This window comes from Pseudomonas sp. AFG_SD02_1510_Pfu_092, from assembly GCF_003331055.1.
Taxonomy (GTDB): domain Bacteria; phylum Pseudomonadota; class Gammaproteobacteria; order Pseudomonadales; family Pseudomonadaceae; genus Aquipseudomonas.
Window position 1 is genome coordinate 24,474 of the sequence record NZ_PUQD01000043.1, and the last position, 21,886, is coordinate 46,359.

Consider the following 21,886-nt stretch of genomic DNA (forward strand, 5'->3'; position numbering starts at 1 on the left):
CGGCGCAGCCGGTGCCATCCACAGCGTCGCCTGCTTCGCGGGCTTGCCCGCTCCCACAGGGAATCGTGCAGGCCTATGGCTCACGCGGCGTTACCAGGCTATCGGCTCGCGGCTGCGCACCCGCACTTGCTGCGCCGGTACCCGGGCATGCCACTGCACCACCCCCAGCGCCTCTACCTGGAACTCGCTGCGTATCACCCGCCCCTCCTCGGCGAACGACAACTGCAACAGGAAATAGCCGCTGTTCAACAGCAGCCCTTCGCTCAGGCGCTCGAACGTTTCGTCATCCACCGCGCCCAGCGCCTGGCGCAGCGCAGCTGCATCCACATACCCCGACGCCGGTCTGCCGCTGATGATGCGGCTGAGCAAAGAACGCGGGTAGCGCCCCTCGTACAACGCCTCCAGCAGCGGCAGATGCTCCAGCCCCAGAGCATTGGCATTCAGCCGCCAGCCGCTGGTCTGCGGCAAGGCGCAGAGCATCGGGTAGCGGCCCTGGCGGCCGGCATCCGGCGTCAGCAGCAGGTTCAGCTCGCTGGTGTCGAGCATCGGCTGGTTGGCTGCCAGACGCGGTGGCTGCTGGCGCAGGTACTGGGCGCTCTCGGCGCCTTGCAGGCGGGCATCGCTGTCGGCGTCGAGCCAGTCGGCCAGGGCATCGACCAGGCGCTCGGCTGCCAGGTCGTCACCCAGCAGGTAGCGCAACTGGTGCTCGGCTCGTTCGCCATCGGCACCGAGCAGTGCGTTGACGTTGAAGCAGGTGTGCTGGTCGCGTACCCGCAACTGCGCCTGGCCGGCGCCAAAGTCGTAATTCAGCGGCTGCCCGCGCAGGGCCTGCCAGAACAGCGGGCTCAGGCGCCAGGCGGGGTCACGCAGGGCCTGCGCGGCGTAGGCCAGCCCCGCCTGCTCCATGGCCCGCGCCTGGACCCGCTGGTGCAACAGGCGCACTTCATCCACCTGGCGCCGGCCATCCTCTACCAGCCAGGCCATGCCCGCCGCCAGCACTGCCAGGACCACCATTACCATCAGCAGGGCCGCGCCCCGCTGTTGCCTGCCAGCCATCCGTGCACACCTCGCTCGCGAAAGAAAGACGCCAGTCAACACCCGGCGTGTTGCAGGCAGATGGCAATCACCCATTCGTCATCCGCCTGTCATCTGCGCGATGCAGGATTGTCCTTCCTTTTCATGGCCTTACAGGAGTGGTCGCAATGGGTGGCATTGGAATCTGGCAACTGGTGATCGTACTGCTGATCGTATTCCTGCTGTTTGGTACCAAGCGCCTCAAGGGCCTGGGCAGCGATGTCGGCGAGGCGATCCAGGGTTTCCGCAAGTCCATGGGCGGGGATAACGCCAGCGCAGCCCCAGGCCAGGCGCCGGTGCAGCAGCCCTGCCCGCTGACCGGTCAGGCTGCGCAGCAACAAACGGACCGCCAGGCCTGATGTTCGAGGTAGGTTTCAGCGAGTTGCTGCTGGTCGGCATCGTCGCGCTACTGGTGCTGGGGCCGGAGCGCCTGCCGCTGGCGGCGCGCACCCTCGGCCGTGGCCTGGGCCAGGCGCGCCGGGCCATGCAGGCCTTGCGCACACAGGTGGAGCGGGAGATCGACATGCCCGACCTGGGCAGCGCGCCCCTGCAGCGCCTGGAGCAGGAAATGCGCCAGGGCATCAGCCTGAACGCGGTGCCGGCCAATGATGCGGCCACGGTCGCGCTACCCAAGGAAAACGCCTCATGAGTATCGCCATGGACCCGGCGGCGAACATGCCGCTGACCGAGCACCTGCGCGACCTGCGCAAGCGCCTGATGCGCTGCCTGGCATTGGTGGCGCTGGTGTTCGCCGGCCTGTTCCCCTTCGCCCAGACGCTGTACACGCTGATTTCCGAACCGTTGCGGCGGTTTCTGCCGGAAGGCGCAAGCATGATCGCCACCAGCGTCACTTCGCCGTTCCTGACGCCATTCAAGCTGACGGCCATGTGCGCGCTGTTCGTGGCCATGCCGCTGCTGCTGCATCAGGCCTGGGGCTTCCTGGCGCCGGGGCTGTATCGCCGGGAACGGCGCATTGCCTTGCCGCTGCTGGTGTCGAGCATCGTGCTGTTCTATGCCGGCATGGCGTTCGCGTTCTTCCTGGTGTTCCCGATGATGTTCGGCTTCTTCGCCAGCGTGACGCCGGACGGCGTGGCGATGATGACCGATATCAGCCAGTACCTGGACTTCATCCTGGCGCTGTTTCTGGCGTTCGGGCTGGCATTCGAGATACCGGTGGCGACCTTTATCGTGGTCTGGGTGGGGTTGGCCGATGTGGCCACCTTGCGCCGCAGCAGGCCCTACGTGATCGTCGGCTGCTTTGTGGTGGGGATGATCCTGACGCCGCCCGATGTGTTTTCGCAGACGATGCTGGCGGTGCCGATGTGGGTGCTGTTCGAGGTGGGGTTGCTGGCTTGCGGGGTGTTGAAGCGGCCTGAGGCAAACCGGGGGATTGTGGCTGGTTGAACTGGCCTCTTCGCGGGTAAACCCGCTCCCACAGGTACTGCACAATGCTTGAGAGCGGTGCGATACCTGTGGGAGCGGGTTCACCCGCGAATAGCCTTGATGCCGTCTAGAACTCGGCGAGCCGCCAGACCTCGTAGGCTGGCGTCTCGTACGGGTGGCTCTGCCTGAGCGCGGCGACGACCTGGGCTACCAGCTCGTCAGCCACCACCAGCTCCACCTTCCACTCCTCCACCACCTCGACCTGGCCGGGCTGCCCGAGGAACGGCTGGCTGCCGTCCAACGGGCGGAACTGGCCCTGGCCCAAGGTTTGCCAAGCGCAGTGGTCATAGTCACCGATGCGCCCGCCACCAGCAGCGAACACAGCGGCCTTGACCACTTCGACATGGCTGGCGGGGACGAAGAAGGCCAGCTTGTACACGCCTTAGTTCACCCACACCCGAGCGTTGCGGAACATGCGCATCAGCGCCGCATCTTCCTGCCACTCGTCCGGGCGCCAGGAGTTCTGCACGGCGCGGAACACCCGCTCCGGGTGCGGCATCATGATGGTCACGCGGCCGTCGCGGCTGGTCAGGCCGGTGATACCACGCGGCGAGCCGTTCGGGTTGGCCGGGTAGGCTTCGGTGACCCTGCCGTGGTTGTCGACGTAGCGCAGGGCCACGCAACCGGACAGATCGGCGGCCAGCAGTGCCTCTTCGCTGGCGAACTCGGCATGGCCTTCACCGTGGGCGATGGCGATTGGCATGCGTGAACCGGCCATGCCCTGCAGGAAGATCGAGTTGGACTTCTGCACTTCGACCATGGCCACGCGCGCCTCGAACTGCTCCGAACGGTTGCGCACGAAGTGCGGCCAGTGCTCGGTGCCCGGGATCAGTTCGTGCAGGTTGGACATCATCTGGCAACCGTTGCACACGCCCAGGGCGAAGCTGTCGCTGCGCTCGAAGAAGGCCTGGAAGGCATCGCGGGCACGGCTGTTGAACAGCGCCGACTTGGCCCAGCCTTCACCGGCACCCAGTACGTCGCCGTACGAGAAGCCACCGCAGGCAACCAGGCCCTTGAAGGCTTCGAAGTCGACACGGCCAGCGAGGATGTCGCTCATGTGCACATCGATGGCCGCAAAGCCGGCGCGGTCGAAGGCAGCCGCCATCTCGACCTGGCCGTTGACGCCCTGCTCGCGCAGGATCGCCACTTGCGGGCGCACGCCTTTCTTGATGTACGGCGCGGCGATGTCGTCGTTGACGTCGAAGCCCAGCTTGACCGACAGGCCCGGGTTGTCTTCCTCGAGCAGCAGGTCGAATTCCTGGTCGGCGCAGTCGGCGTTGTCACGCAGGCGCTGGATCTGGTAGCTGGTCTCGGCCCACTGGCGCTGCAGCATGCGACGGTCGTCGTCGAACAGCACTTCGCCATTCAGACTAATGGACACTTCACCGTTGTTGACCGGCTTGCCGATCACCGCGACGCAACCTTCGCCCAGGCCAGCGGCGCTGAACTGTGCCAGTACGTCCGGGGTGGCATCCTGGCGAACCTGGATGACTGCGCCCAGCTCTTCGTTGAAGAGGATCGCCGGTACGTCGCCCTTGCTGTCGGTCAGCGGGTCGAGGTGCAGGTCGAGGCCGCAGTGGCCGGCAAAGGCCATTTCCAGCACGGTGGTGAGCAGGCCGCCGTCGGAACGGTCGTGGTAGGCCAGCAGGTGGCCGTCGGCGTTCAGGCCCTGGATCACTGCGAAGAAGGCTTTCAGGTCCTCGGCGTCGTCAACGTCCGGTGCCTGGGCAGCGATCTTGCCGTAGGTCTGCGCCAGGATCGAAGCACCCATGCGGTTCTTGCCGCGGCCCAGGTCGATCAGGATCAGGTCGGTTTCGCCCTTGTCCATGCGCAGTTGCGGGGTCAGGGTGTTGCGAATGTCGGTGACCGGGGCGAAGCCGGTGATGATCAGCGACATCGGCGAGGTCACGCTCTTCTCGACACCGTCATCGCTCCATTTGGTCTTCATCGACATGGAGTCCTTGCCGACCGGAATGGTGATGCCCAGCTCCGGGCACAGCTCCATGCCGACGGCCTTGACGGTGTCGTACAGGCGCGCGTCTTCACCTGGGTGGCCGGCGGCCGACATCCAGTTGGCCGACAGCTTGATGTCGGACAGCTTGTCGATGCGCGCAGCGGCCAGGTTGGTAATGGTCTCGCCGATGGCCATGCGCCCGGACGCCGGGGCGTCCAGCAGTGCCAGCGGGGTCCGCTCGCCCATGGCCATGGCTTCACCGGTGTAGACGTCGAAGCTGGTGGCGGTAACGGCGCAGTCGGCCACCGGCACCTGCCATGGGCCGACCATCTGGTCGCGGGCAACCAGACCGGTGATGGTGCGGTCGCCGATGGTGATCAGGAAGCTCTTGCTGGCCACCGCCGGGTGGTTCAGCACGCGCTGCACGGCGTTGTCCAGGTCCAGCTGGCTCGGGTCGAAATCATCGCCCAGCTCGGCTTCGCGGGTGACCGAACGGTGCATGCGCGGCGGCTTGCCCAGCAGCACATCCAGTGGCATGTCCACCGGGGTGTTGCCGAAGTGGCTGTCGCTGACGGTCAGGTGCTGCTCTTCGGTCGCTTCACCGACCACGGCGAACGGGCAACGCTCACGTTCGCAGATGGCCTTGAAGCGCTCGAAGTCGACGGCGCTGACGGCCAGCACGTAACGCTCCTGCGATTCGTTGCTCCAGATTTCGTGCGGGGCCATGCCCGGCTCGTCGTTGGGCACGTTGCGCAGTTCGAAGCGGCCACCACGGCCACCGTCGTTGACCAGCTCGGGGAAGGCGTTGGAGATACCACCGGCGCCGACGTCGTGGATGAAGGCGATCGGGTTGGCGTCGCCCAGCTGCCAGCAGCGGTCGATGACTTCCTGGCAACGGCGCTCCATTTCCGGGTTTTCGCGCTGTACCGAGGCGAAGTCGAGGTCCGCCGAGCTGGCACCGGTGGCCACCGACGAAGCGGCGCCGCCGCCCAGGCCGATCAGCATGGCCGGGCCACCGAGCACGATCAGCTTGGCACCGACGGTGATTTCGCCTTTCTGCACGTGGTCTTCGCGGATGTTGCCCATGCCGCCGGCGAGCATGATCGGCTTGTGGTAGCCGCGTACTTCTTCACCGTGCGGGGTGTTGATGGCCTGCTCGAAGGTACGGAAGTAACCGGTCAGGGCCGGGCGACCGAACTCGTTGTTGAACGCAGCGCCACCCAGCGGGCCTTCGATCATGATGTCGAGGGCATCGACGATGCGCCCAGGCTTGCCGTAGGCCTGCTCCCACGGCTGCTCGAAGCCCGGGATACGCAGGTTGGACACGGTGAAGCCGGTCAGGCCGGCCTTGGGCTTGGCGCCACGGCCGGTAGCACCTTCGTCGCGGATTTCGCCACCGGAGCCGGTGGAGGCACCGGAGAACGGGGCGATGGCGGTCGGGTGGTTGTGGGTTTCCACCTTCATCAGGATGTGCACCGGCTCCTGCACCGCACCGTACTGGCGGGTTTCAGGGTTCGGGAAGAACCGGCCGGCGACGTTGCCGACGATCACCGAGGCGTTGTCCTTGTACGCAGACAGCACACCTTCGTTGTGCATCTGGTAGGTGTTCTTGATCATGCCGAACAGGCTTTTTTCCTGCGCCTGGCCGTCGATGTCCCAACTGGCGTTGAAGATCTTGTGGCGGCAGTGCTCGGAGTTGGCCTGGGCGAACATCATCAGTTCGATGTCGTTCGGGTTGCGCTTGAGCCCCTGGAAGGCGTTGACCAGGTAGTCGATCTCGTCTTCGGCCAGGGCCAGGCCCAGGTCGATGTTGGCCTTGGCCAGGGCGTCACGGCCACCGGCGAGGATGTCCACCGAGGTCATCGGCTTGGGCTGGGCGTGGCTGAACAGGTCGGCCGCCTGCTCCAGCTGGCCGAGCACGCGCTGGGTCATGCGGTCGTGCAGTTCGGCGGCGATCAGTTCGGCGTCGGCTTCGCTCAGGTTGCCGGCAACGTAGTAGGCGATGCCGCGCTCCAGGCGCTGGATCGACTGCAAGCCGCAGTTGTGGGCAATATCGCTGGCCTTGCTGGCCCATGGCGAAATGGTGCCCAGGCGCGGCACGACCAGGAACAGGCGGCCGCTCGGCTCCTGTACCGGCACGCTCGGGCCGTACTTGAGCAGACGGCCCAGCACCTGCTGCTGGTCGGCGGTCAGCTCGCCGTCGACATCGGCGAAGTGGGCGAATTCGGCATACAAACCAGTAACAGCGGGGACTTTCTGGCTCAGTTGCGCGAGTAATTTACCGTGGCGAAAGGCAGAAAGGGCAGGAGCGCCGCGCAGGATCAACATCGTCGGGACAGCCTCAGGAAGGGGTGTGCTTAGAGGCCGTGCATTCTAGCCTAATTCGAAGGGTTTCGGCACCCGCTCTACGCCACGCCTGCCGGGCGGTGGAACCGGACTTTCGGGTCAAAAAAATAGCGCCGCCGATGCGCGCCCACCTTGGGGCAAGGCTGCCATTGCACATCAAGCGCTACCAGACAAGCTAACAGTTGTCGAGATATGGTTGGGCCAGTCCTTTGCGTATACTGCAACCTATGTTCGCCCACACTGCTTTGCGCCAGCGTTGCGCCAGATGGCTTTTCGCAACCGGACTCTTTTTGCTGCTCGGTGCCTGCGTTGAAAAACCCAGCACCCTCGAGCGCGTGAAGGAGGACGGCGTGCTGCGCGTGATCACCCGCAACAGCCCGGCCACCTACTTCCAGGACCGCAACGGCGAAACCGGCTTCGAGTACGAGCTGGTCCAGCATTTTGCCGACGATCTCGGCGTGAAGCTGCAGATCGAGACCGCCGACAACCTAGACGAGCTGTACGACGCCCTCGGCAAGCCTTCCGGCCCGGTGCTGGCGGCGGCCGGCCTGGTCACCAGCGAACGGCGCAAGGCCCAGGTCAAGTACTCCCATCCCTACCTGGAGGTGACCCCGCAGGTCATCTACCGCAACGGCCGGGCGCGCCCGACCAATGCCAAGGGCCTGGTCGGCAAGAAGATCATGGTGCTCAAGGGCAGCAGCCACGCCGACCAGCTGGCCGAGCTGAAAAAGCAGTACCCGGGCCTTGAATACGAAGAGTCCGACGCTGTCGAGGTGGTCGACCTGCTGCGCATGGTCGACGAAGGGCAGATCGACCTGACCCTGGTCGATTCCAACGAACTGGCGATGAACCAGGTGTACTTCCCCAACGTGCGGGTCGCCTTCGACCTGGGCGACACCCGCGACCAGCGCTGGGCGGTGGCTGCGGGCGAAGACAACAGCCTGCTCAACGAAGTCAACGAGTTCCTCGACAAGGCGCAGAAGAACGGCACCCTGCAACGCCTGAAGGACCGCTACTACGGGCATGTCGACGTCCTCGGCTATGTCGGCGCCTACACCTTCGCCCAGCACCTGCAGCAGCGCCTGCCGAAGTACGAGAAGCACTTCAAGAGCTACGCCAAGGTCGAGCAGGTGGACTGGCGCCTGCTGGCTGCCATCGGCTATCAGGAATCGATGTGGCAGCCGGAGGTCACTTCCAAGACCGGCGTGCGCGGCCTGATGATGCTGACCCAGCGCACCGCCCAGGCCATGGGCGTGTCCAACCGCCTGGACCCGAAGCAGAGCATCCAGGGCGGCGCCAAGTACTTCATGAAGATCAAGGCCGAGCTCGACGACAGCATCCAGGAGCCGGACCGCACCTGGTTCGCCCTGGCCGCCTACAACGTCGGCACCGGCCACCTGGAAGACGCCCGCACCCTGGCCAAGCGCGAAAAGCTCAACCCGAACAAGTGGCTGGATGTGAAGAAGATGCTGCCGCGCCTGTCGCAGAAGCAGTGGTACCGGCAGACCAAGTACGGTTATGCCCGGGGCGGCGAGCCAGTGCATTTCGTCGCCAACATCCGCCGCTATTACGACATTCTCACCTGGGTGACCCAGCCGCAGCTCGAAGGCCAGGTGGCCGAGGGCAACCTGCATGTGCCGGGGGTGAACAAGGACAAGCCGGCGGAACAGTCGCCGCCGATGTAAGCCCGCACTGGCCCTTTCGCGGGCTCGCCCGCTCCCACAGGTCAATCACAGGTTTTGGAGATAGTGGTATTCCTGTGGGAGCGGGTTTACCCGCGAAGGGGCCGGAACAGGTCAAGACTTGGCCCGGCGCGCCTTGAAGAATTCACTGAGAATCTGCCCGCACTCCTCCGCCAGCACCCCGCCCTCCACCATCACCCGGTGGTTGAGAAAGCCCTGACTGAAGAACTGCCCCTGGCTCTGCACGATGCCAGCCTTGGGTTCCAGCGCGCCGTAGACCACACGCATCACCCGCGAATGCACGATCAACCCCGCGCACATGCTGCACGGTTCCAGGGTCACATACAAGGTGCTACCGGGCAGCCGGTAATTACTCGCCGATTTCGCCGCCGCGCGAATGGCCACCATCTCGGCATGCGCGCTGGGGTCACTGTCGATGATCGGCCGGTTGAAGCCCTGGCCGATCACCTGCCCATGCTGCACCAGCACCGCGCCCACCGGCACCTCGCCCATGGCCGCGCCTTCGCCGGCCAGGGCCAGGGCCAGGCGCATGAATTCCTGGTCGCGGCTGCGATCGATGATCTGCGGACGCATCAGACCACCGCGATCGCGGCCATCAGGCCGGTTTCCATGTGGTCGATGACATGGCAGTGGAACATCCAGGTACCCGGGTTATCCGCCACCAGCGCCACCTGGGCGCGCTCGTTCTTGCCCAGCAGGTAGGTGTCGGTGAACCACGGCTCCTTGATGTCGTGGCGGTTGGAGGCGATGACCTTGAAACTCATGCCGTGCAGATGGATCGGGTGCTGGTACTGGGTCATGTTCTTCAGCTCGAAGATGTAGCTCTTGCCCTTCTGCAAGGTGGCGATGGGCCGCTCGGCGCAGGTCTTGTCGGTGATGTCCCAAGCCTGGCCGTTGATCTGCCACATACTCGACGGCTTGTCCTGGTCGGTGCTGACCGAGACTTTCGCCGCCCACTCGAAATTGAAGTTGAGCTTCTCGGCATTCTCCAGGTCCGGTTCGGCCACAGGGTTGGCCGGCAGCGCTGGCGGCCAGTCACCCGGGGCGTCGTCGCTGGCCACCGAACGCAGGGTGCCCAGGCGCACGAAACCGTCACGCAGGGAAATTTCCTCGCCTGCCTGGGGAATGCGAATGGCCAGGCACATGCGCATGCCCGGGCCTAGCCAGTAATCGTCCTCCAGCACGCGCGGCGTCACCGGGTTGCCGTCCAGCGCATAGATCATCGCCTCGCAGTTGCCCTTGAGGTTGATGCGGTAGGTCCAGGTGTTGTCCAGGTTCAACAGACGCACACGGACCACCTGCCCGGCCGGCAGTTCGGTGACCGCGTTGGCCTGGCCATTGATGGTGATCAGCCGCCCCGCCGTGCCGTTGCGCGCGGCCTCGCGGGGGATGCTGAAGGGCAGCCAGGCGCCCTGCTCGTCCACATGCCAGTTTTTCAGGCTCAGGGTGCGTTCATGGCTGAACCCGGTCGGCTCGCGCTCTTCGACGATCAATGGGCCTACCAGCCCGCGGCCCAGCTCCTCGGAACTGCTGACATGCGGGTGGTACCAGTAGCTGCCGGCATCCGGTACGCGGAACTTGTAGTCGAAGTACTCGCCCGGCTTGACCGGCAGCTGCGACACGTAAGGCACGCCGTCCATTTCCAGCGGCAGGCGAATGCCGTGCCAGTGGATGGTGGTTTCCACCGGCAGATGGTTGATGAAGCGCACCCGCAGCCAGGTGCCCTGGCGGACCCGCAACTGGGTGCCCGGTGCCGAGGGGCCGAAGGCCCAGGCCTCGGTCTTGAAGCCCGGCACCAGCTCGACCTCCAGGGGCGCGGCGATCAGCTCGTAGTCGTGGCCGGCGTTGTCGTCTTCCACCTTGCCCAGCCAGTAACGCGCCGCGCCACCGGCGCCCAGGCCAACCACAACCAGGCCGGTCAGGCCCTTGAGCATTTGTCGACGGGTGAAGGACATCGGTGCGGGTACCTCGTGTTCTGCGCAATCAAGCTGCCAGCATGGCTGGCGATCAAGGGCGAATACGATACACCTGCAAATGGGAAAGATTAAGTGAAGTCTCTTGCGATGCTGCCCGTAGAGTTGCCATCGGCAGCCCTGCCGGGGGCTGAACAAAGCGCATTGAACCACTGCTGGTCAGCGCTGGAGGGCACACGCAAGGCGGCCTGGAGCAGTTGCGGGTCGAGCAGGACGTTGAGGTTCTGCAGGCGCGTGGCGATATCGGGGTGGGTATCGAACGGATGGGTGATGGCCTGTTCCAGCGCCTCTTCGCCCAGCTGCAGCGGCATGCGCTGCAACTGCAGCTTCAGCGCCGGGAGCAAACCGTCGCCACCCTGCTCGACCAGCAAGCCGTCGATCACCCTGCCCAGGGCGATGACCCGCAACAGCGCCTGAACGAACAGCTTCGGGCCCGCGACTTCGGCACCCGCCCGATCAGCCAGCAACTCTTGCGCACGCCCCCAGTGATGAACCGCAACCTGGAAACGGTGCAGAAACTGCCCGGCCAGCCACAGGATGGGCCGCACCACCCAGTGCGGGGCATGCTCGTCACCGAGCATGGCCGAATAGTGCGCGCACATCAGGCTGAAACGGGCACTGGTTTCGCTGCCTCGCTCCGTGTCACGGCGCCGGAAATGGCCCAGCTCGTGGCCGATGATCGCCGCCGCCTCGGCCTGGCTCAGGGCGGCCAGGCAAGGCAGAGGCAGATACAACGTGCGCCCGGTGAGGGCTTGCCCAGCGGGCTGCAGCAGGATCGGCACACTGGTGACGAAAAACCCCTGGTCCAGCCCGACCACGATATGGTCCGGGGCCGGCGCGTGCAGTTGCTTTGCCAGGCCTTCGACCCACTGCCACAGCGCTGGCGCCGCCTGCTTGCCGAGCGGGCGCGCGAGAAAGCTGGCGCTCGGTGAGTGCATGAGCGGCCAATGCCGGCGCATTCGCCAGACCTGGCGCATGCACACGATGAACACCGAGGCCAACGGCAGCACCACGACCAGCACGCTCATGCCACCTTGCGCTGCATGGCTCACTGCGGAACTGGCCTCGTAGAGCAAGGCCAGGCACAACGACGCGGCAAGCATGAGCATGTAGGCGCTCAGGCAGCGGCCCAGGCTCTGCCAACTGGCTGTCATGCCCTGGTACAGGTAGCTGGAAGAACGCAGCGCCCGCCAGGCGTCGAAACGCAACTTGAGCCAGGCCCCGAGGGCGATCAGCAGCGCCGCCAGTGCCAGCCAGCAGGTCAGGCTGGCCATCAGCTTGCGCATGCCTGTCCACCGGCGATCCGCGTCGAGCTGCTCCAGTTGGCCTTGCAGCGCCTGGCGCGGTTCGACATGCCTGGCAAGCTGCTTGCGCGCTTCCCACGGCAATTGTTGCAGCAGTGCATCGCTGGGGCTGGCCAGCCATTGGCGGATGACCCGGGCCTGCTCCTGAGCCGTGTCGGCCCGCCAGTGCTGCACATTACCCCAGCCGAACAGCACCAGCGGCAACAGCAGCAGCACCAGGCCCCAGCCAACGCGTTTGATTGCCCCGGCAGCGCCGAGGGGCGCGAGCAGGCTCATCGGGCGGTTTCGCCCAGGCGCGCCACGCCCGGGAACAGCTGCGCCAGGGTATGCCTGGCCTGGGCCGCTTGCAGATAGGCGTAAAGCAGATCCACCAGTTCCTGCAGGGCCAGACGGCGCCCGCCCACCACAGGCGTGCACAACCACAGCCTGACGCGCAAGCCACCCGCCACGGCGACCGCGTCAGGCGCGGCCAGTGCCTTGAAACAGGCCGGCGCCAGCGCTGGCGCGCGGCTGGACGCCGACACGCTGAAAATCAGCCGGGTACTGAAATACCCCTGCTCGATCTCGAAGCCGTCGAAGGCATGCAGCGGGGTTGGCGCCTGCGCGTTGGCAAAGCACAGGGTATCGGCCGTCACGCTCAGCGCCAGCTTACCCTGACGGCGATACAGCACTGCGGCGCAGGCCAGCGCCGCCAGCCCGGGAACGGCCAGACCGAGACCGAAGCCCGCGAGCAGCCAGGTAACGCCGCTGCCCGCCTGGGGAGCGAACTGCACCGCCAGCGCCATCAGCCATGCACCCAGTGCGGCGAGCGACAGGCCAGCCACGGCACAGGCCAGCGCCTTGCCGAGCGAGCGCTCGCGCAGTTCGAAGCCCTCGACAGGGCCATCGGCCTGCGCCTGCAGGTAAGCCAGGTGGGCTTCGCGTTCGTCGTTATCCATCAGCCTGCAACAGGTCCAGTTGCCGTTGCGCATGGGCCGCATCGCGGTAGGCTGCCAGTATCGCAAGCACTTCCTCGTTGCCCAGCTTGCGCCCGTTGCTGGCCAGGCCTGCGGACATGATGCGCACCTGCGGGCGCGGCTTTTTCAGCACCATGGCCTGGTTGCCGAAGAACTGCAGTTTCACCACATGATGCTTGGGCAGCACGGCTTCGCTGCTCATTTCCAGCGTCTGCACCATGACCAGCCCTTCATCCTTGACCGCGACATCCTCCACCTCGGCCAGGTCTACCGGGGCGTCCAGCGTATCGACGAACAGCTGGCGGCGGGTCAGGCGCATGAACACCTGGGTACCGGCATTGCGATGTTGCCAGGTCACCGCTGCGGCGATTAACACCGTGAAGGCACAGGCGGCGACCGCGCCCATGCGTTCCAGGTTGAAGCAGACCGCCGTGAGAATCAGCGAGCCCAGCAACATGACCGGCCCCCAGAACCGGTACCGCCGGGAGTTGGTGAACTCGCTCTGCTCGGGCACGCGCTCGATCACTTGCTTGAGTTCGGCGATCACCCGGTCGCGCTGGGCGGCACGGGTCTGCTCATAGTCCTGGCCGAGCGAACCGGACAGCTCGGACAGCGGGTCGTTGAACTCGCTCATGGTCATTGCGCCTCCTGCGTCGCCAGGTAATCGGTGAGGAATGCCTGGGCATTGCCCTGATGCGACAGCCCTTCCGAATAGCCAACCTGCAGTGGCTGCGCCTCACCCGGCAGATACAGTTCGCCGCCCCAGCTGCCCTGGATGATCAGCACCACGTACTTCTTGCCGTCCACGGTGGTGGAGTAACGGGTATCGCGGCTGGTCTTCTCCACCTGCATTTTCTGGATGCGCATGTTCCAGTCGTGATCGACGCCTTCGATCTGCACCAGCGCTTCGTTGGCGGCACGTTCACCGATGCGCAGCGTCCATACCTTGGCCCCTTGCGTGCCCATGTAGGCAACTACCTGGTCGGCTACCTCCGGCCGTTGTTCAGCGTGAACCTGGCCCAGCCACAGGCTGAGCGCAGCCACCAGCAGGGCTGTCCATTTGCGATAAGCGAGCATGTCTTTTCCATCCTGAAGCGGAACAAACGCCCATTGAAATAAGCCAGGCCCGCGCTGCCAACCCCATTGACCGGTTCGCACAACAGACAGCGCCGTGCGCACAATGGCTGTCGCCGGAAATGTGCACGCGTTACCATTTCTGGCCATGCCGCCCTCAGCCAAGGATGCCTAGCGCCCATGCGATCGATCAGCCCTTACCTCGACACCGCCTTTTCCTTCGACAGCCCCGGCTCGCTCGCCGAGGCCGGTGTACTGGACGCGAGCAGCGCGCGGGTGATGGGCAGCGCCACCGGCCACTACCGGGCGCAGACGGTACATGGCGGGTTGCAGTACTTCGATTGCAACCTGCAATTCCCGGAGCCACTGCGGATCGACAAGGTGTTGCCGCAAAGCCTGTGCATCGTGCAGGTGTTCGATGGCGCCTGGCAGCACAAGGTCGACGGCACGCTCAACAGCTATGCCCCGGGTCAACTGCACCTGCTGGGCCTGGGCGAAAGCCTGGAAGCGCAGGACCAGCTGCCGGCCAACAGCCACGCCCGCATGGCCGGGGTGCGCATTGCCGGTGATTACCTGCACGAGTTGGCCAGGGATGACGCGCAGCTGATGCCGTTGCTGGCCCTGGCCGCCGATGGCATGCGCTTCGACCAGTTGCCGCAGTGGCCAACGGTAAGCCGCCTGTTCCAGCAGCTGTATCTATCGCCTTACACGGGCGCGCTCAGGCGCCTGCATTGCGAAAGCCTGAGCCTGGCCATCGTGCTGGAGCTGGCCACCCACCTCACTGGCCACAAGCTTGCCGACAAAACCCAGGACCGCGGGCGCCGCGACCTGGCCATGGAAACGCGCCGCCAGCTCGATACCCAGCTGCAGGCGCCGCCGACCGCCGCCACCCTCGCCCGTCAACTGGGCGTGAGCGAGACCACCTTGCGCCGTGCATTCAGCCACGAGTTCGGCCAGTCGCTGCTGCAATACGTGCGGCAACAGCGCCTGGAGCTGGCCCGTGCCCTGCTGCTGGAACGCCGCTGGCAGGTGTCGCAGGTTGCTTATCAGGTCGGCTACGCCAACGCTGCCAACTTCTGCAATGCGTACAAGGCGTATTTCGGGCACTCTCCCGGGGCTGAGTAGGGTTTTTACCGGATAAAAAAACGGGCCTGCAATGCAGGCCCGTTTAGCTTGAGCGATCAATCTCCCGACGCGTTTCACTGGAAAGGTGTTGCGCAGCTTTTTTCGCCTACTACCGACCGCCGCCTGGCTGGGGTTCAGAACGCATAAGTCGTCCTGACACCAAGGCTGATTTTCTGATGCGATGAAACACGAGTAGAGAATATCGGCGAAATCATGCTCGTTAATATCCCCGATAACAAAATCCCTAACGGCATCCGCTAGCAAATCATTATCCAAGGTAATTTCATAATCATTGAGCGAGAGGTACTCCAATCCAACCGCAAGCCCGGTGCGCTTGTTAGCGTCAGGGAGTGCGTGAGCTCGTGCGATACTAGCAGTGTACTTAGCGGCAATTTCAAATACATCGTCGAGGCCGTCATAAACGATCGCATTGTCGATTCGGGCCAATGCGTCTTGCAGCATCGAAATGCTTACTGCCCCCTTCATGCCCGGCTCAGTAGTCAGTATCTATTTATCTCAATGACACGCTCAAATGGAAAGAAAATCAATTCCATTACATGTCAGCCAACTTCTGGAAGGTCTTTTTATGAGTTCTGAGAGCGAGCTTGGTTTCGGAAAAAACAATCTGCTTACCCTGTTCGCCACTCAGGTCCAGCTTCTTGGTGGCTTTGATTTTTGGCCTGTCGACGATGGATACGCCATAGGTGCTCAGCTTGTGATTCATAGCTTCAGTATCCCGAACAGCTTGATCAATTACTACCCGCAAGGTAGCACACAAAGAGACAACACGCACCGAGCCATAACCTCCCAGCGCCGAGAAGGTTGTCCGGCATTTGTTGGCCCGTCGGGGCCGTCCATGACGGATTGAGGTTACAAGCGCCAGCTGCCAGCTGGTTCTGATGCATCGTTGCACGTGCCAAACACAAAACGCAAAAAGCCCGCGATTACGCGGGCTTCCTGGGCTTGCTGCCGGCTTATGCCAGACGCGGGATCATTCCCACTCGATGGTCGCCGGCGGCTTGCTCGACACGTCGTAGGTAACGCGCGAAATGCCGTCGATTTCGTTGATGATACGGCCGCTGACGGTTTCCAGCAGCTCGTACGGCAGGTGCGCCCAGCGTGCAGTCATGAAGTCCACGGTCTCGACGGCGCGCAGGGCCACGACCCAGGCGTAGCGACGGCCGTCGCCCACGACGCCGACCGACTTGACCGGCTGGAACACTACGAAGGCCTGGCTGGTCTTGTGGTACCAGTCGGCCTTGCGCAGTTCTTCGATGAAGATGTGGTCAGCGCGACGCAGGATGTCGGCGTACTCTTTCTTCACTTCACCGAGGATACGCACGCCCAGGCCTGGGCCCGGGAACGGGTGGCGGTAGACCATGTCGTACGGCAGGCCCAGTTCCAGGCCGATCTTGCGCACTTCGTCCTTGAACAGTTCACGCAGCGGCTCGACCAGCTTGAGGTTCATTTCCTCCGGCAGACCACCGACGTTGTGGTGCGACTTGATCACGTGGGCCTTGCCGCTCTTGGCGCCAGCCGACTCGATCACGTCCGGGTAGATGGTGCCCTGGGCGAGGAACTGGATGTTGTCCAGCTTGCTGGCTTCGGCGTCGAACACGTCGATGAAGGTACGGCCGATGATCTTGCGCTTCTTCTCCGGGTCGGCTTCGCCTTCCAGGTTGTCGAGGAACTGCTTTTCAGCGTCGGCGCGGATGACCTTGACGCCCATGTTCTCCTTGAACATGGCCATCACCTGGTCGCCTTCGTGCAGGCGCAGCAGGCCGTTGTCGACGAACACGCAGGTCAGCTGGTCGCCGATGGCGCGGTGCAGCAGCGCGGCAACCACCGAGCTGTCAACGCCGCCGGACAGGCCCAGCAGGACGTTGGCCGAACCGACTTGCTCACGCACCTGGGCGATGGCGTCTTCGACGATGTTGGACGGGGTCCACAGCGCTTCGCAGCCGCAGATGTCCTGCACGAAGCGGGACAGGATACGACCGCCTTGCTTGGTGTGGGTCACTTCCGGGTGGAACTGCACGCCGTAGTAGCCGCGGGCGTCGTCGAACATGCCGGCGATCGGGCAGCTCGGGGTGCTGGCCAGCACGTGGAAGTCGCCCGGCATCTGGGTGACCTTGTCGCCGTGGCTCATCCACACGTCCAGGCCCAGTACGCCGTCGGCGTCGATGTGGTCTTCGATGCCATCGAGCAGGCGGCTCTTGCCGACTACGTCGACGCGGGCATAACCGAACTCACGCAGGTCGGAACCCTCGACCTTGCCGCCCATTTGCTCGGCCATGGTCTGCATGCCGTAGCAGATGCCCAGTACCGGCACGTTCAGGTCGAACACGGCCTGTGGCGCGCGCGGGCTGTTGGCTTCGTGGACCGACTCGGGGCCGCCGGCGAGGATGATGCCGCGCGGGTTGAATTCGCGGATCGCTTCATCGTCCATGTCGAACGGGTGCAGCTCGCAGTACACGCCGATCTCGCGCACGCGGCGGGCGATCAGCTGGGTGTACTGGGAACCGAAATCGAGGATCAGGATGCGGTGAGCGTGAATGTCGAGGGCCATGACTCAATCTCGTCAGTGGAAATCGGAAACGACGCGGGGCTGTCGTGACAGCCCCGCTAACAGGTAGTGCCGGAAGCCTCAGCCTACGCGGTAGTTAGGGGCTTCTTTGGTGATCTGCACATCGTGCACGTGGGACTCGGCCATGCCGGCACCGGTGATGCGCACGAATTCCGGCTTGGTGCGCATCTCTTCGATGGTTGCGCTGCCGGTGTAGCCCATGGACGAACGCAGGCCGCCCATCAGCTGGTGGATGATCGCGGCCAGCGCGCCCTTGTAAGGTACGCGGCCTTCGATGCCTTCCGGTACCAGCTTCTCGGCGCCGGCCGAGGAGTCCTGGAAGTAGCGGTCGGAGGAGCCTTGCGCCTGTGCCATGGCACCCAGCGAGCCCATGCCGCGGTAGGCCTTGTAGGAACGGCCCTGGAACAGTTCGACTTCACCCGGGGCTTCTTCGGTACCGGCGAACATCGAACCCATCATCACGCAGGAAGCACCGGCGACGATGGCCTTGGACAGGTCACCGGAGAAGCGGATACCGCCGTCGGCGATCAGCGGCACGCCAGTGCCTTCCAGTGCCGCCGCGACGTTGGCGATGGCGCTGATCTGCGGCACGCCGACACCGGCAACGATACGGGTGGTGCAGATCGAGCCTGGGCCGATACCGACCTTGACCGCGTCGGCGCCAGCTTCGGCCAGGGCCTTGGCGGCAGCGCCGGTGGCGATGTTGCCGCCGATCACCTGCACTTGCGGGTAGGTTTGCTTGACCCAGCGAACGCGGTCGATCACGCCTTTGGAGTGACCGTGGGCGGTGTCGACCACCACCACATCAACGCCGGCAGCGACCAGGGCAGCAACGCGCTCGCCGGTGTCCTTGCCGGTGCCGACCGCAGCGCCGACGCGCAGGCGACCCTGGTCGTCCTTGCTGGCCAGCGGGTAGGCCTTGGCCTTCTCGATGTCCTTGACGGTCATCATGCCCTTGAGGTTGAACTTGTCGTCGACGATCAGCACTTTTTCCAGACGGTGCTTGTGCAGCAGCTCGCGCACTTCGTTCTTGTCGGCGCCTTCGCGGACGGTGACCAGACGCTCTTTCGGCGTCATCACGTCGCGGACCTTGGCATCCAGACGGCTTTCGAAGCGCACGTCACGGGAGGTGACGATACCGACCAGGTCGCCGTTGGCCAGCACCGGAACGCCGGAGATGTTGTTCAGGCGGGTCAGGTCGAACAGGTCGCGCACGGTGGCGTCGGCGTCGATGGTGATCGGGTCCTTGACCACGCCAGCCTCGAACTTCTTGACCTTGCGCACTTCGCTGGCCTGCTGTTCGATGGTCATGTTCTTGTGGATGATGCCGATGCCGCCTTCCTGGGCCATGGCAATGGCCAGGCGCGCTTCGGTCACGGTATCCATGGCGGCGGAAACCAGCGGAATGTTCAGCTCGATGCCACGGGTCAAACGGGTCTTGAGACTGACTTCATTGGGCAGTACCTCGGAATAGCCAGGTACAAGGAGGATATCGTCGAAGGTCAGGGCTTCTTGGCTGATACGCAGCATCGCGGGGGCTCCCGGGCGGGAAAAATGGAAGCGCGCCATTATACTCATGCACGGCGCGCCGCTCAATGCAAAATAAGGGCCTTCGGTCAGCCTCGTGGCAGTTTCACCTGGACCACGGCCACCGGCTGGTCGAGCCAGTCGGCAAAGCTGTCGAGAAAGGCCTGGGTGAACCCGGCCTCGCCCCAGTTGTTGAAGATGAACCCCAGGTTGGAAAAGGCACATGGCTGCAGGTAAATGAAGCCATTGATGTCATCTTCGAAGCCGCACAGCGGGCAGGTGAAGTTGTCGCTGACCGCCGGCATCCATTCTTCCAGGCTCTCGAACAGTGGCTCGCCCACCTCGCGCCGGCACTGCGGGCAGCCGGCTTCTTCGAGGAAGCCTTCGGTGGGGGTATAGATGCAGCGCTTGAGCATCACTTCCAGGCCATTGACCGGCTCGCCGAAGGGCAGTTTTTCCGGCTGCAGGGCGACTTTACGTGCCCCTGCGGCCAGGGCATGGCCCATGCGGTTGCCGGTGCGGCCACAGGTGGTGAGCTGCTCTTCGACCACTTTCTCGCGCACCAGCCAGCGCAGGATGGCGCGGGCACGGGCTTCATGCACCGGGACGGTAGACAGCTTGGGAACGATGATGCTCTGGGTGTTCATGAACGGGACAAGCCTGCAAAACTGCGGTAATCGCGCAATTCTACCGCTCAGGCGCTCAGGTAGCGACCGATCAGCGCCAGGCCGCTGGCCAGCACCAGCCAGGTGACCAGGCGCACGAAGGCCTCGCGGGACAAGCGGTGGGTCAGCCGGCGCCCAAGCCACAGGCCGACCAGCATGACCGGCAACAGACAGGCCGCGAGCAGCAACAGGCTCTGGTCGGCATATACGCCGGCGATCAGGAACAGCGACAGGCGCACCACTGTACTGCAACTGATCAGCGCGCTCTGGGTGGCACGCACCTGCTCCTTTGCCTGCAGCCGCGCGCTCAGGTACAGCGCGTAGAGAAAACCACCACTGCCGAACAAGGCGCCGAACAGCCCGCCTGCCGTGCCCATCGGCACCGCCCAGAAGGGCGACAGGCTGGCCGGCCGCACTTTCACCGCCAAGCCGTACAACGCATAGGCGGTCACGAACACGCCCATCAACAACAGCAACAGGTCGGATTTCAGCTGCAGCAGGAAAACCACGCCCAGGGTGCAGCCAACGGCCATGAACGGCAGCAGGCGCAGCAACTCGCCGCGTACGACATCGCGGCGTGACGGCAGCAGGTTGCCGAAGGCGGCGACGAAGTCCAGCAGCACCAGCAGCGGAATGATCCGCGACAGCGGCATGAAGTGGATCAGCACCGGGCCGGCCACCAGCGCAGTGCCAAAGCCGGCAATGCCGAAAACGATGTAGGCAGCGCCGACACCGAACAGGATGGGCAGCCAGTCGAGGCCGGAAAACGACAATTGGGCGAGCATGGCAACAATTCCTCGGAAGACAGGCAAAGGTTAGCCAGCCATGAGCCATGCCGACTAATATGCCTTTATCGCCACAGCCATCTTGAAAAGGCATGACATGACGTCGATTCGCCAGTTGCGTTACTTCGTGGAAATCGCTGAATGCGGCAGCTTCAGCGCTGCCGCCGAGCGGCTGTTCGTCGCCCAGTCGGCGCTGAGCCGGCAGATCAAGGAGCTGGAGCAGCAACTGGGTACGCCACTGTTCGAGCGCACCGCGCGCCTGCCACGCCTGACCCTGGCCGGCCAGGCTTTTCTGGAACGGGCGCGGCGCTTGCTGGCCGACCTGGTGCAGGCGGAGCGGCTGACCCGCGATATCGGCGAAGGGTTGCAGGGCAGCCTGCGCCTGAACCATTCCAGTACCGTACCACTGATCGGCCCACTGCTGGCCCGCCTGGGCGGCTACTTGCGCGACAACCCAGGGGTTTCGCTGGAGATTGCCCAGCAGTCGTCGGAAGCGCAGCTGGAGGATATTGCCGGCGGGCGGCTGGATATCGGCCTGTTGCGCTTGCCGGTGCTGCGCCAGCACGAAGGTGTGGTGCTGCATACGCTGTTCAGCGAGCCCTTGTTGCTGGCGGTCGCCGCCGGCCATCGCCTGGCCGGCGCGGCACAGGTGAAACTGGAGCAATTGCGCGAAGAGCGCTTCATTTCGATCCCGCACCGTGACCGTGGCGGGCTCAGTTACCTGTCGGCGTCGCTGTGCATGGACGCGGGCTTTTTCCCGCAGGCGGCGCAAGTGCTGTCGCGCAAGACTACCCAGCTGCAGCTGATTCAGGCGGGGTTCGGGGTGGCGCTGTTGCCGCAGTGCATGCGTGAGCTTGCCCCGCCCTCGGTCAGCTTCGTGGCGCTGGAAGGGGGCTGCGAGAGTACCGTGGCGCTGGCTTGCCGGCGGGATGCGGGGCAGATGGTCAGGCAATTCGTGGCCGCGATGCAGGGTTGATAGCACCGGCTACGCCGGTGTTCGCGGCTAAAGCCGCTCCCACAGGTACCATTTGAACCCGAAGCCCGCGCAGCCTGTGGGAGCGGGCAAGCCCGCGAAGCAGGCGACGCGGTGGATGGCACCGGCTGCGCCGGTGTTCGCGGCCGCGGCCGCTCCCACAGGTACCGTTTGAACCCGAAGCCAGCGCAGTACCTGTGGAAGCGGGCAAGCCCGCGAAGCAGGCGACGCGGTGGATGGCACCGGCTACGCCGGTGTTCGCGGCCGCGGCCGCTCCCACAGGTACCGTTTGAACCCGAAACCAGCGCAGTACCTGTGGGAGCGGGCAAGCCCGCGAAGCAGGCGACGCGGTGGCTGGCACCGGCTGCGCCGGTGTTCGCGGCCGCGGCCGCTCCCA

The 21,886-nt window shown here is 64.6% G+C and carries 20 protein-coding genes and 1 pseudogene; 7 read left to right on the forward strand and 14 right to left on the reverse strand.

Annotation, left to right across the window (positions count from 1 at the left end; all coding sequences use genetic code 11):
- Window positions 1–90: 90 nt before the first annotated feature.
- Window positions 91–1,056, reverse strand: coding sequence for a type II secretion system minor pseudopilin GspK (gene gspK / locus C6A77_RS17605; RefSeq protein ID WP_114170613.1), 966 nt, complete (start codon window positions 1,054–1,056; stop codon window positions 91–93).
- A gap of 146 nt (window positions 1,057–1,202) precedes the next feature.
- Between gspK and tatA the strand changes: the two genes are divergently transcribed.
- The 3 genes from tatA to tatC are packed head-to-tail and all read left to right on the forward strand — an operon-like array spanning window position 1,203 to window position 2,478.
- Entirely contained in the window at window positions 1,203–1,433 is a 231-nt protein-coding gene (tatA, locus tag C6A77_RS17610; RefSeq protein ID WP_114170614.1) for a twin-arginine translocase TatA/TatE family subunit, read from the forward strand.
- On the forward strand, window positions 1,433–1,723 hold the full coding sequence (gene tatB, locus C6A77_RS17615; protein ID WP_114170615.1) for a Sec-independent protein translocase protein TatB: 291 nt from the start codon (window positions 1,433–1,435) through the stop codon (window positions 1,721–1,723). Before tatA ends, tatB begins: the two co-directional genes overlap by 1 nt.
- Window positions 1,720–2,478 carry a twin-arginine translocase subunit TatC gene (gene tatC / locus C6A77_RS17620; RefSeq protein ID WP_114170616.1) on the forward strand — a complete coding sequence of 253 codons (759 nt, stop codon included), beginning with the start codon at window positions 1,720–1,722 and terminating at the stop codon, window positions 2,476–2,478. Before tatB ends, tatC begins: the two co-directional genes overlap by 4 nt.
- Before the next feature lie 106 nt (window positions 2,479–2,584).
- Here tatC and C6A77_RS17625 read toward each other — a convergent pair whose 3' ends face one another.
- Together C6A77_RS17625 and purL are read right to left on the reverse strand one after the other, a co-directional pair.
- Complete coding sequence (locus C6A77_RS17625; protein ID WP_114170617.1) at window positions 2,585–2,896, reverse strand: NGG1p interacting factor NIF3; 312 nt, start codon at window positions 2,894–2,896, stop codon at window positions 2,585–2,587.
- A 3-nt stretch (window positions 2,897–2,899) separates the two neighbouring features.
- Window positions 2,900–6,799 carry a phosphoribosylformylglycinamidine synthase gene (gene purL, locus C6A77_RS17630; RefSeq protein ID WP_114170618.1) on the reverse strand — a complete coding sequence of 1,300 codons (3,900 nt, stop codon included), beginning with the start codon at window positions 6,797–6,799 and terminating at the stop codon, window positions 2,900–2,902.
- 245 nt (window positions 6,800–7,044) lie between these two features.
- Here purL and mltF point away from each other — a divergent pair, with 245 nt between their 5' ends.
- Window positions 7,045–8,502: a membrane-bound lytic murein transglycosylase MltF gene (gene mltF, locus C6A77_RS17635; protein WP_114170619.1), complete on the forward strand. Its 1,458-nt coding sequence runs from the start codon at window positions 7,045–7,047 to the stop codon at window positions 8,500–8,502.
- Between the two features lie 111 nt (window positions 8,503–8,613).
- Here the strand turns inward: mltF and tadA are convergent, their stop codons facing one another.
- The 6 genes from tadA to C6A77_RS17665 all read right to left on the reverse strand — a co-directional run bounded on the left by tadA (window position 8,614) and on the right by C6A77_RS17665 (window position 13,830).
- Entirely contained in the window at window positions 8,614–9,093 is a 480-nt protein-coding gene (tadA, locus tag C6A77_RS17640) for a tRNA adenosine(34) deaminase TadA (protein ID WP_114170620.1), read from the reverse strand.
- Window positions 9,093–10,475 (reverse strand): multicopper oxidase family protein, encoded by a 1,383-nt coding sequence (locus C6A77_RS17645; protein WP_114170621.1) that lies wholly within the window; start codon window positions 10,473–10,475, stop codon window positions 9,093–9,095. Before C6A77_RS17645 ends, tadA begins: the two co-directional genes overlap by 1 nt.
- 89 nt (window positions 10,476–10,564) lie before the next feature.
- Entirely contained in the window at window positions 10,565–12,073 is a 1,509-nt protein-coding gene (locus C6A77_RS17650; RefSeq protein ID WP_241507437.1) for a M48 family metallopeptidase, read from the reverse strand.
- On the reverse strand, window positions 12,070–12,735 hold the full coding sequence (locus C6A77_RS17655; RefSeq protein WP_178082390.1) for a hypothetical protein: 666 nt from the start codon (window positions 12,733–12,735) through the stop codon (window positions 12,070–12,072). The genes C6A77_RS17650 and C6A77_RS17655 overlap by 4 nt, the downstream gene beginning before the upstream one ends.
- Window positions 12,728–13,387 carry a hypothetical protein gene (locus C6A77_RS17660; RefSeq protein WP_114170634.1) on the reverse strand — a complete coding sequence of 220 codons (660 nt, stop codon included), beginning with the start codon at window positions 13,385–13,387 and terminating at the stop codon, window positions 12,728–12,730. The genes C6A77_RS17655 and C6A77_RS17660 overlap by 8 nt, the downstream gene beginning before the upstream one ends.
- 2 nt (window positions 13,388–13,389) lie before the next feature.
- Complete coding sequence (locus C6A77_RS17665) at window positions 13,390–13,830, reverse strand: hypothetical protein (RefSeq protein WP_114170622.1); 441 nt, start codon at window positions 13,828–13,830, stop codon at window positions 13,390–13,392.
- A 177-nt stretch (window positions 13,831–14,007) separates the two neighbouring features.
- On the opposite strand from C6A77_RS17665, the gene C6A77_RS17670 reads away from it, so the two are divergent.
- Window positions 14,008–14,952 carry an AraC family transcriptional regulator gene (locus C6A77_RS17670; protein ID WP_114170623.1) on the forward strand — a complete coding sequence of 315 codons (945 nt, stop codon included), beginning with the start codon at window positions 14,008–14,010 and terminating at the stop codon, window positions 14,950–14,952.
- Between the two features lie 297 nt (window positions 14,953–15,249).
- Here the strand turns inward: C6A77_RS17670 and C6A77_RS26180 are convergent.
- Window positions 15,250–15,438: pseudogene (locus C6A77_RS26180) on the reverse strand (type II toxin-antitoxin system death-on-curing family toxin); the annotation flags it as partial.
- A 46-nt stretch (window positions 15,439–15,484) separates the two neighbouring features.
- Between C6A77_RS26180 and C6A77_RS26185 the strand changes: the two are divergent.
- The gene (locus C6A77_RS26185; RefSeq protein ID WP_346330248.1) at window positions 15,485–15,820 is read left to right on the forward strand and encodes a hypothetical protein; all 336 of its coding nucleotides are present in this window, start codon (window positions 15,485–15,487) and stop codon (window positions 15,818–15,820) included.
- 123 nt (window positions 15,821–15,943) lie between these two features.
- Here the strand turns inward: C6A77_RS26185 and guaA are convergent, their stop codons facing one another.
- From guaA to C6A77_RS17700, 4 genes are all read right to left on the reverse strand, one after another.
- A complete protein-coding gene (guaA, locus tag C6A77_RS17685) occupies window positions 15,944–17,521 on the reverse strand; it encodes a glutamine-hydrolyzing GMP synthase (protein ID WP_114170625.1) in 1,578 nt (525 codons plus the stop codon).
- Window positions 17,522–17,599: 78 nt separating this feature from the next.
- The gene (guaB, locus tag C6A77_RS17690) at window positions 17,600–19,069 is read right to left on the reverse strand and encodes an IMP dehydrogenase (protein ID WP_114170626.1); all 1,470 of its coding nucleotides are present in this window, start codon (window positions 19,067–19,069) and stop codon (window positions 17,600–17,602) included.
- 86 nt (window positions 19,070–19,155) lie between these two features.
- A complete protein-coding gene (locus C6A77_RS17695) occupies window positions 19,156–19,713 on the reverse strand; it encodes a sugar ABC transporter ATPase (protein ID WP_114170627.1) in 558 nt (185 codons plus the stop codon).
- 47 nt (window positions 19,714–19,760) lie between these two features.
- Window positions 19,761–20,516, reverse strand: a complete 756-nt coding sequence (locus C6A77_RS17700) for a sulfite exporter TauE/SafE family protein (RefSeq protein ID WP_114170628.1) — start codon at window positions 20,514–20,516, stop codon at window positions 19,761–19,763.
- Window positions 20,517–20,613: 97 nt separating this feature from the next.
- Between C6A77_RS17700 and C6A77_RS17705 the strand changes: the two genes are divergently transcribed.
- Window positions 20,614–21,492: a LysR substrate-binding domain-containing protein gene (locus C6A77_RS17705; RefSeq protein ID WP_114170629.1), complete on the forward strand. Its 879-nt coding sequence runs from the start codon at window positions 20,614–20,616 to the stop codon at window positions 21,490–21,492.
- The last annotated feature ends 394 nt before the right edge of the window (window positions 21,493–21,886 follow it).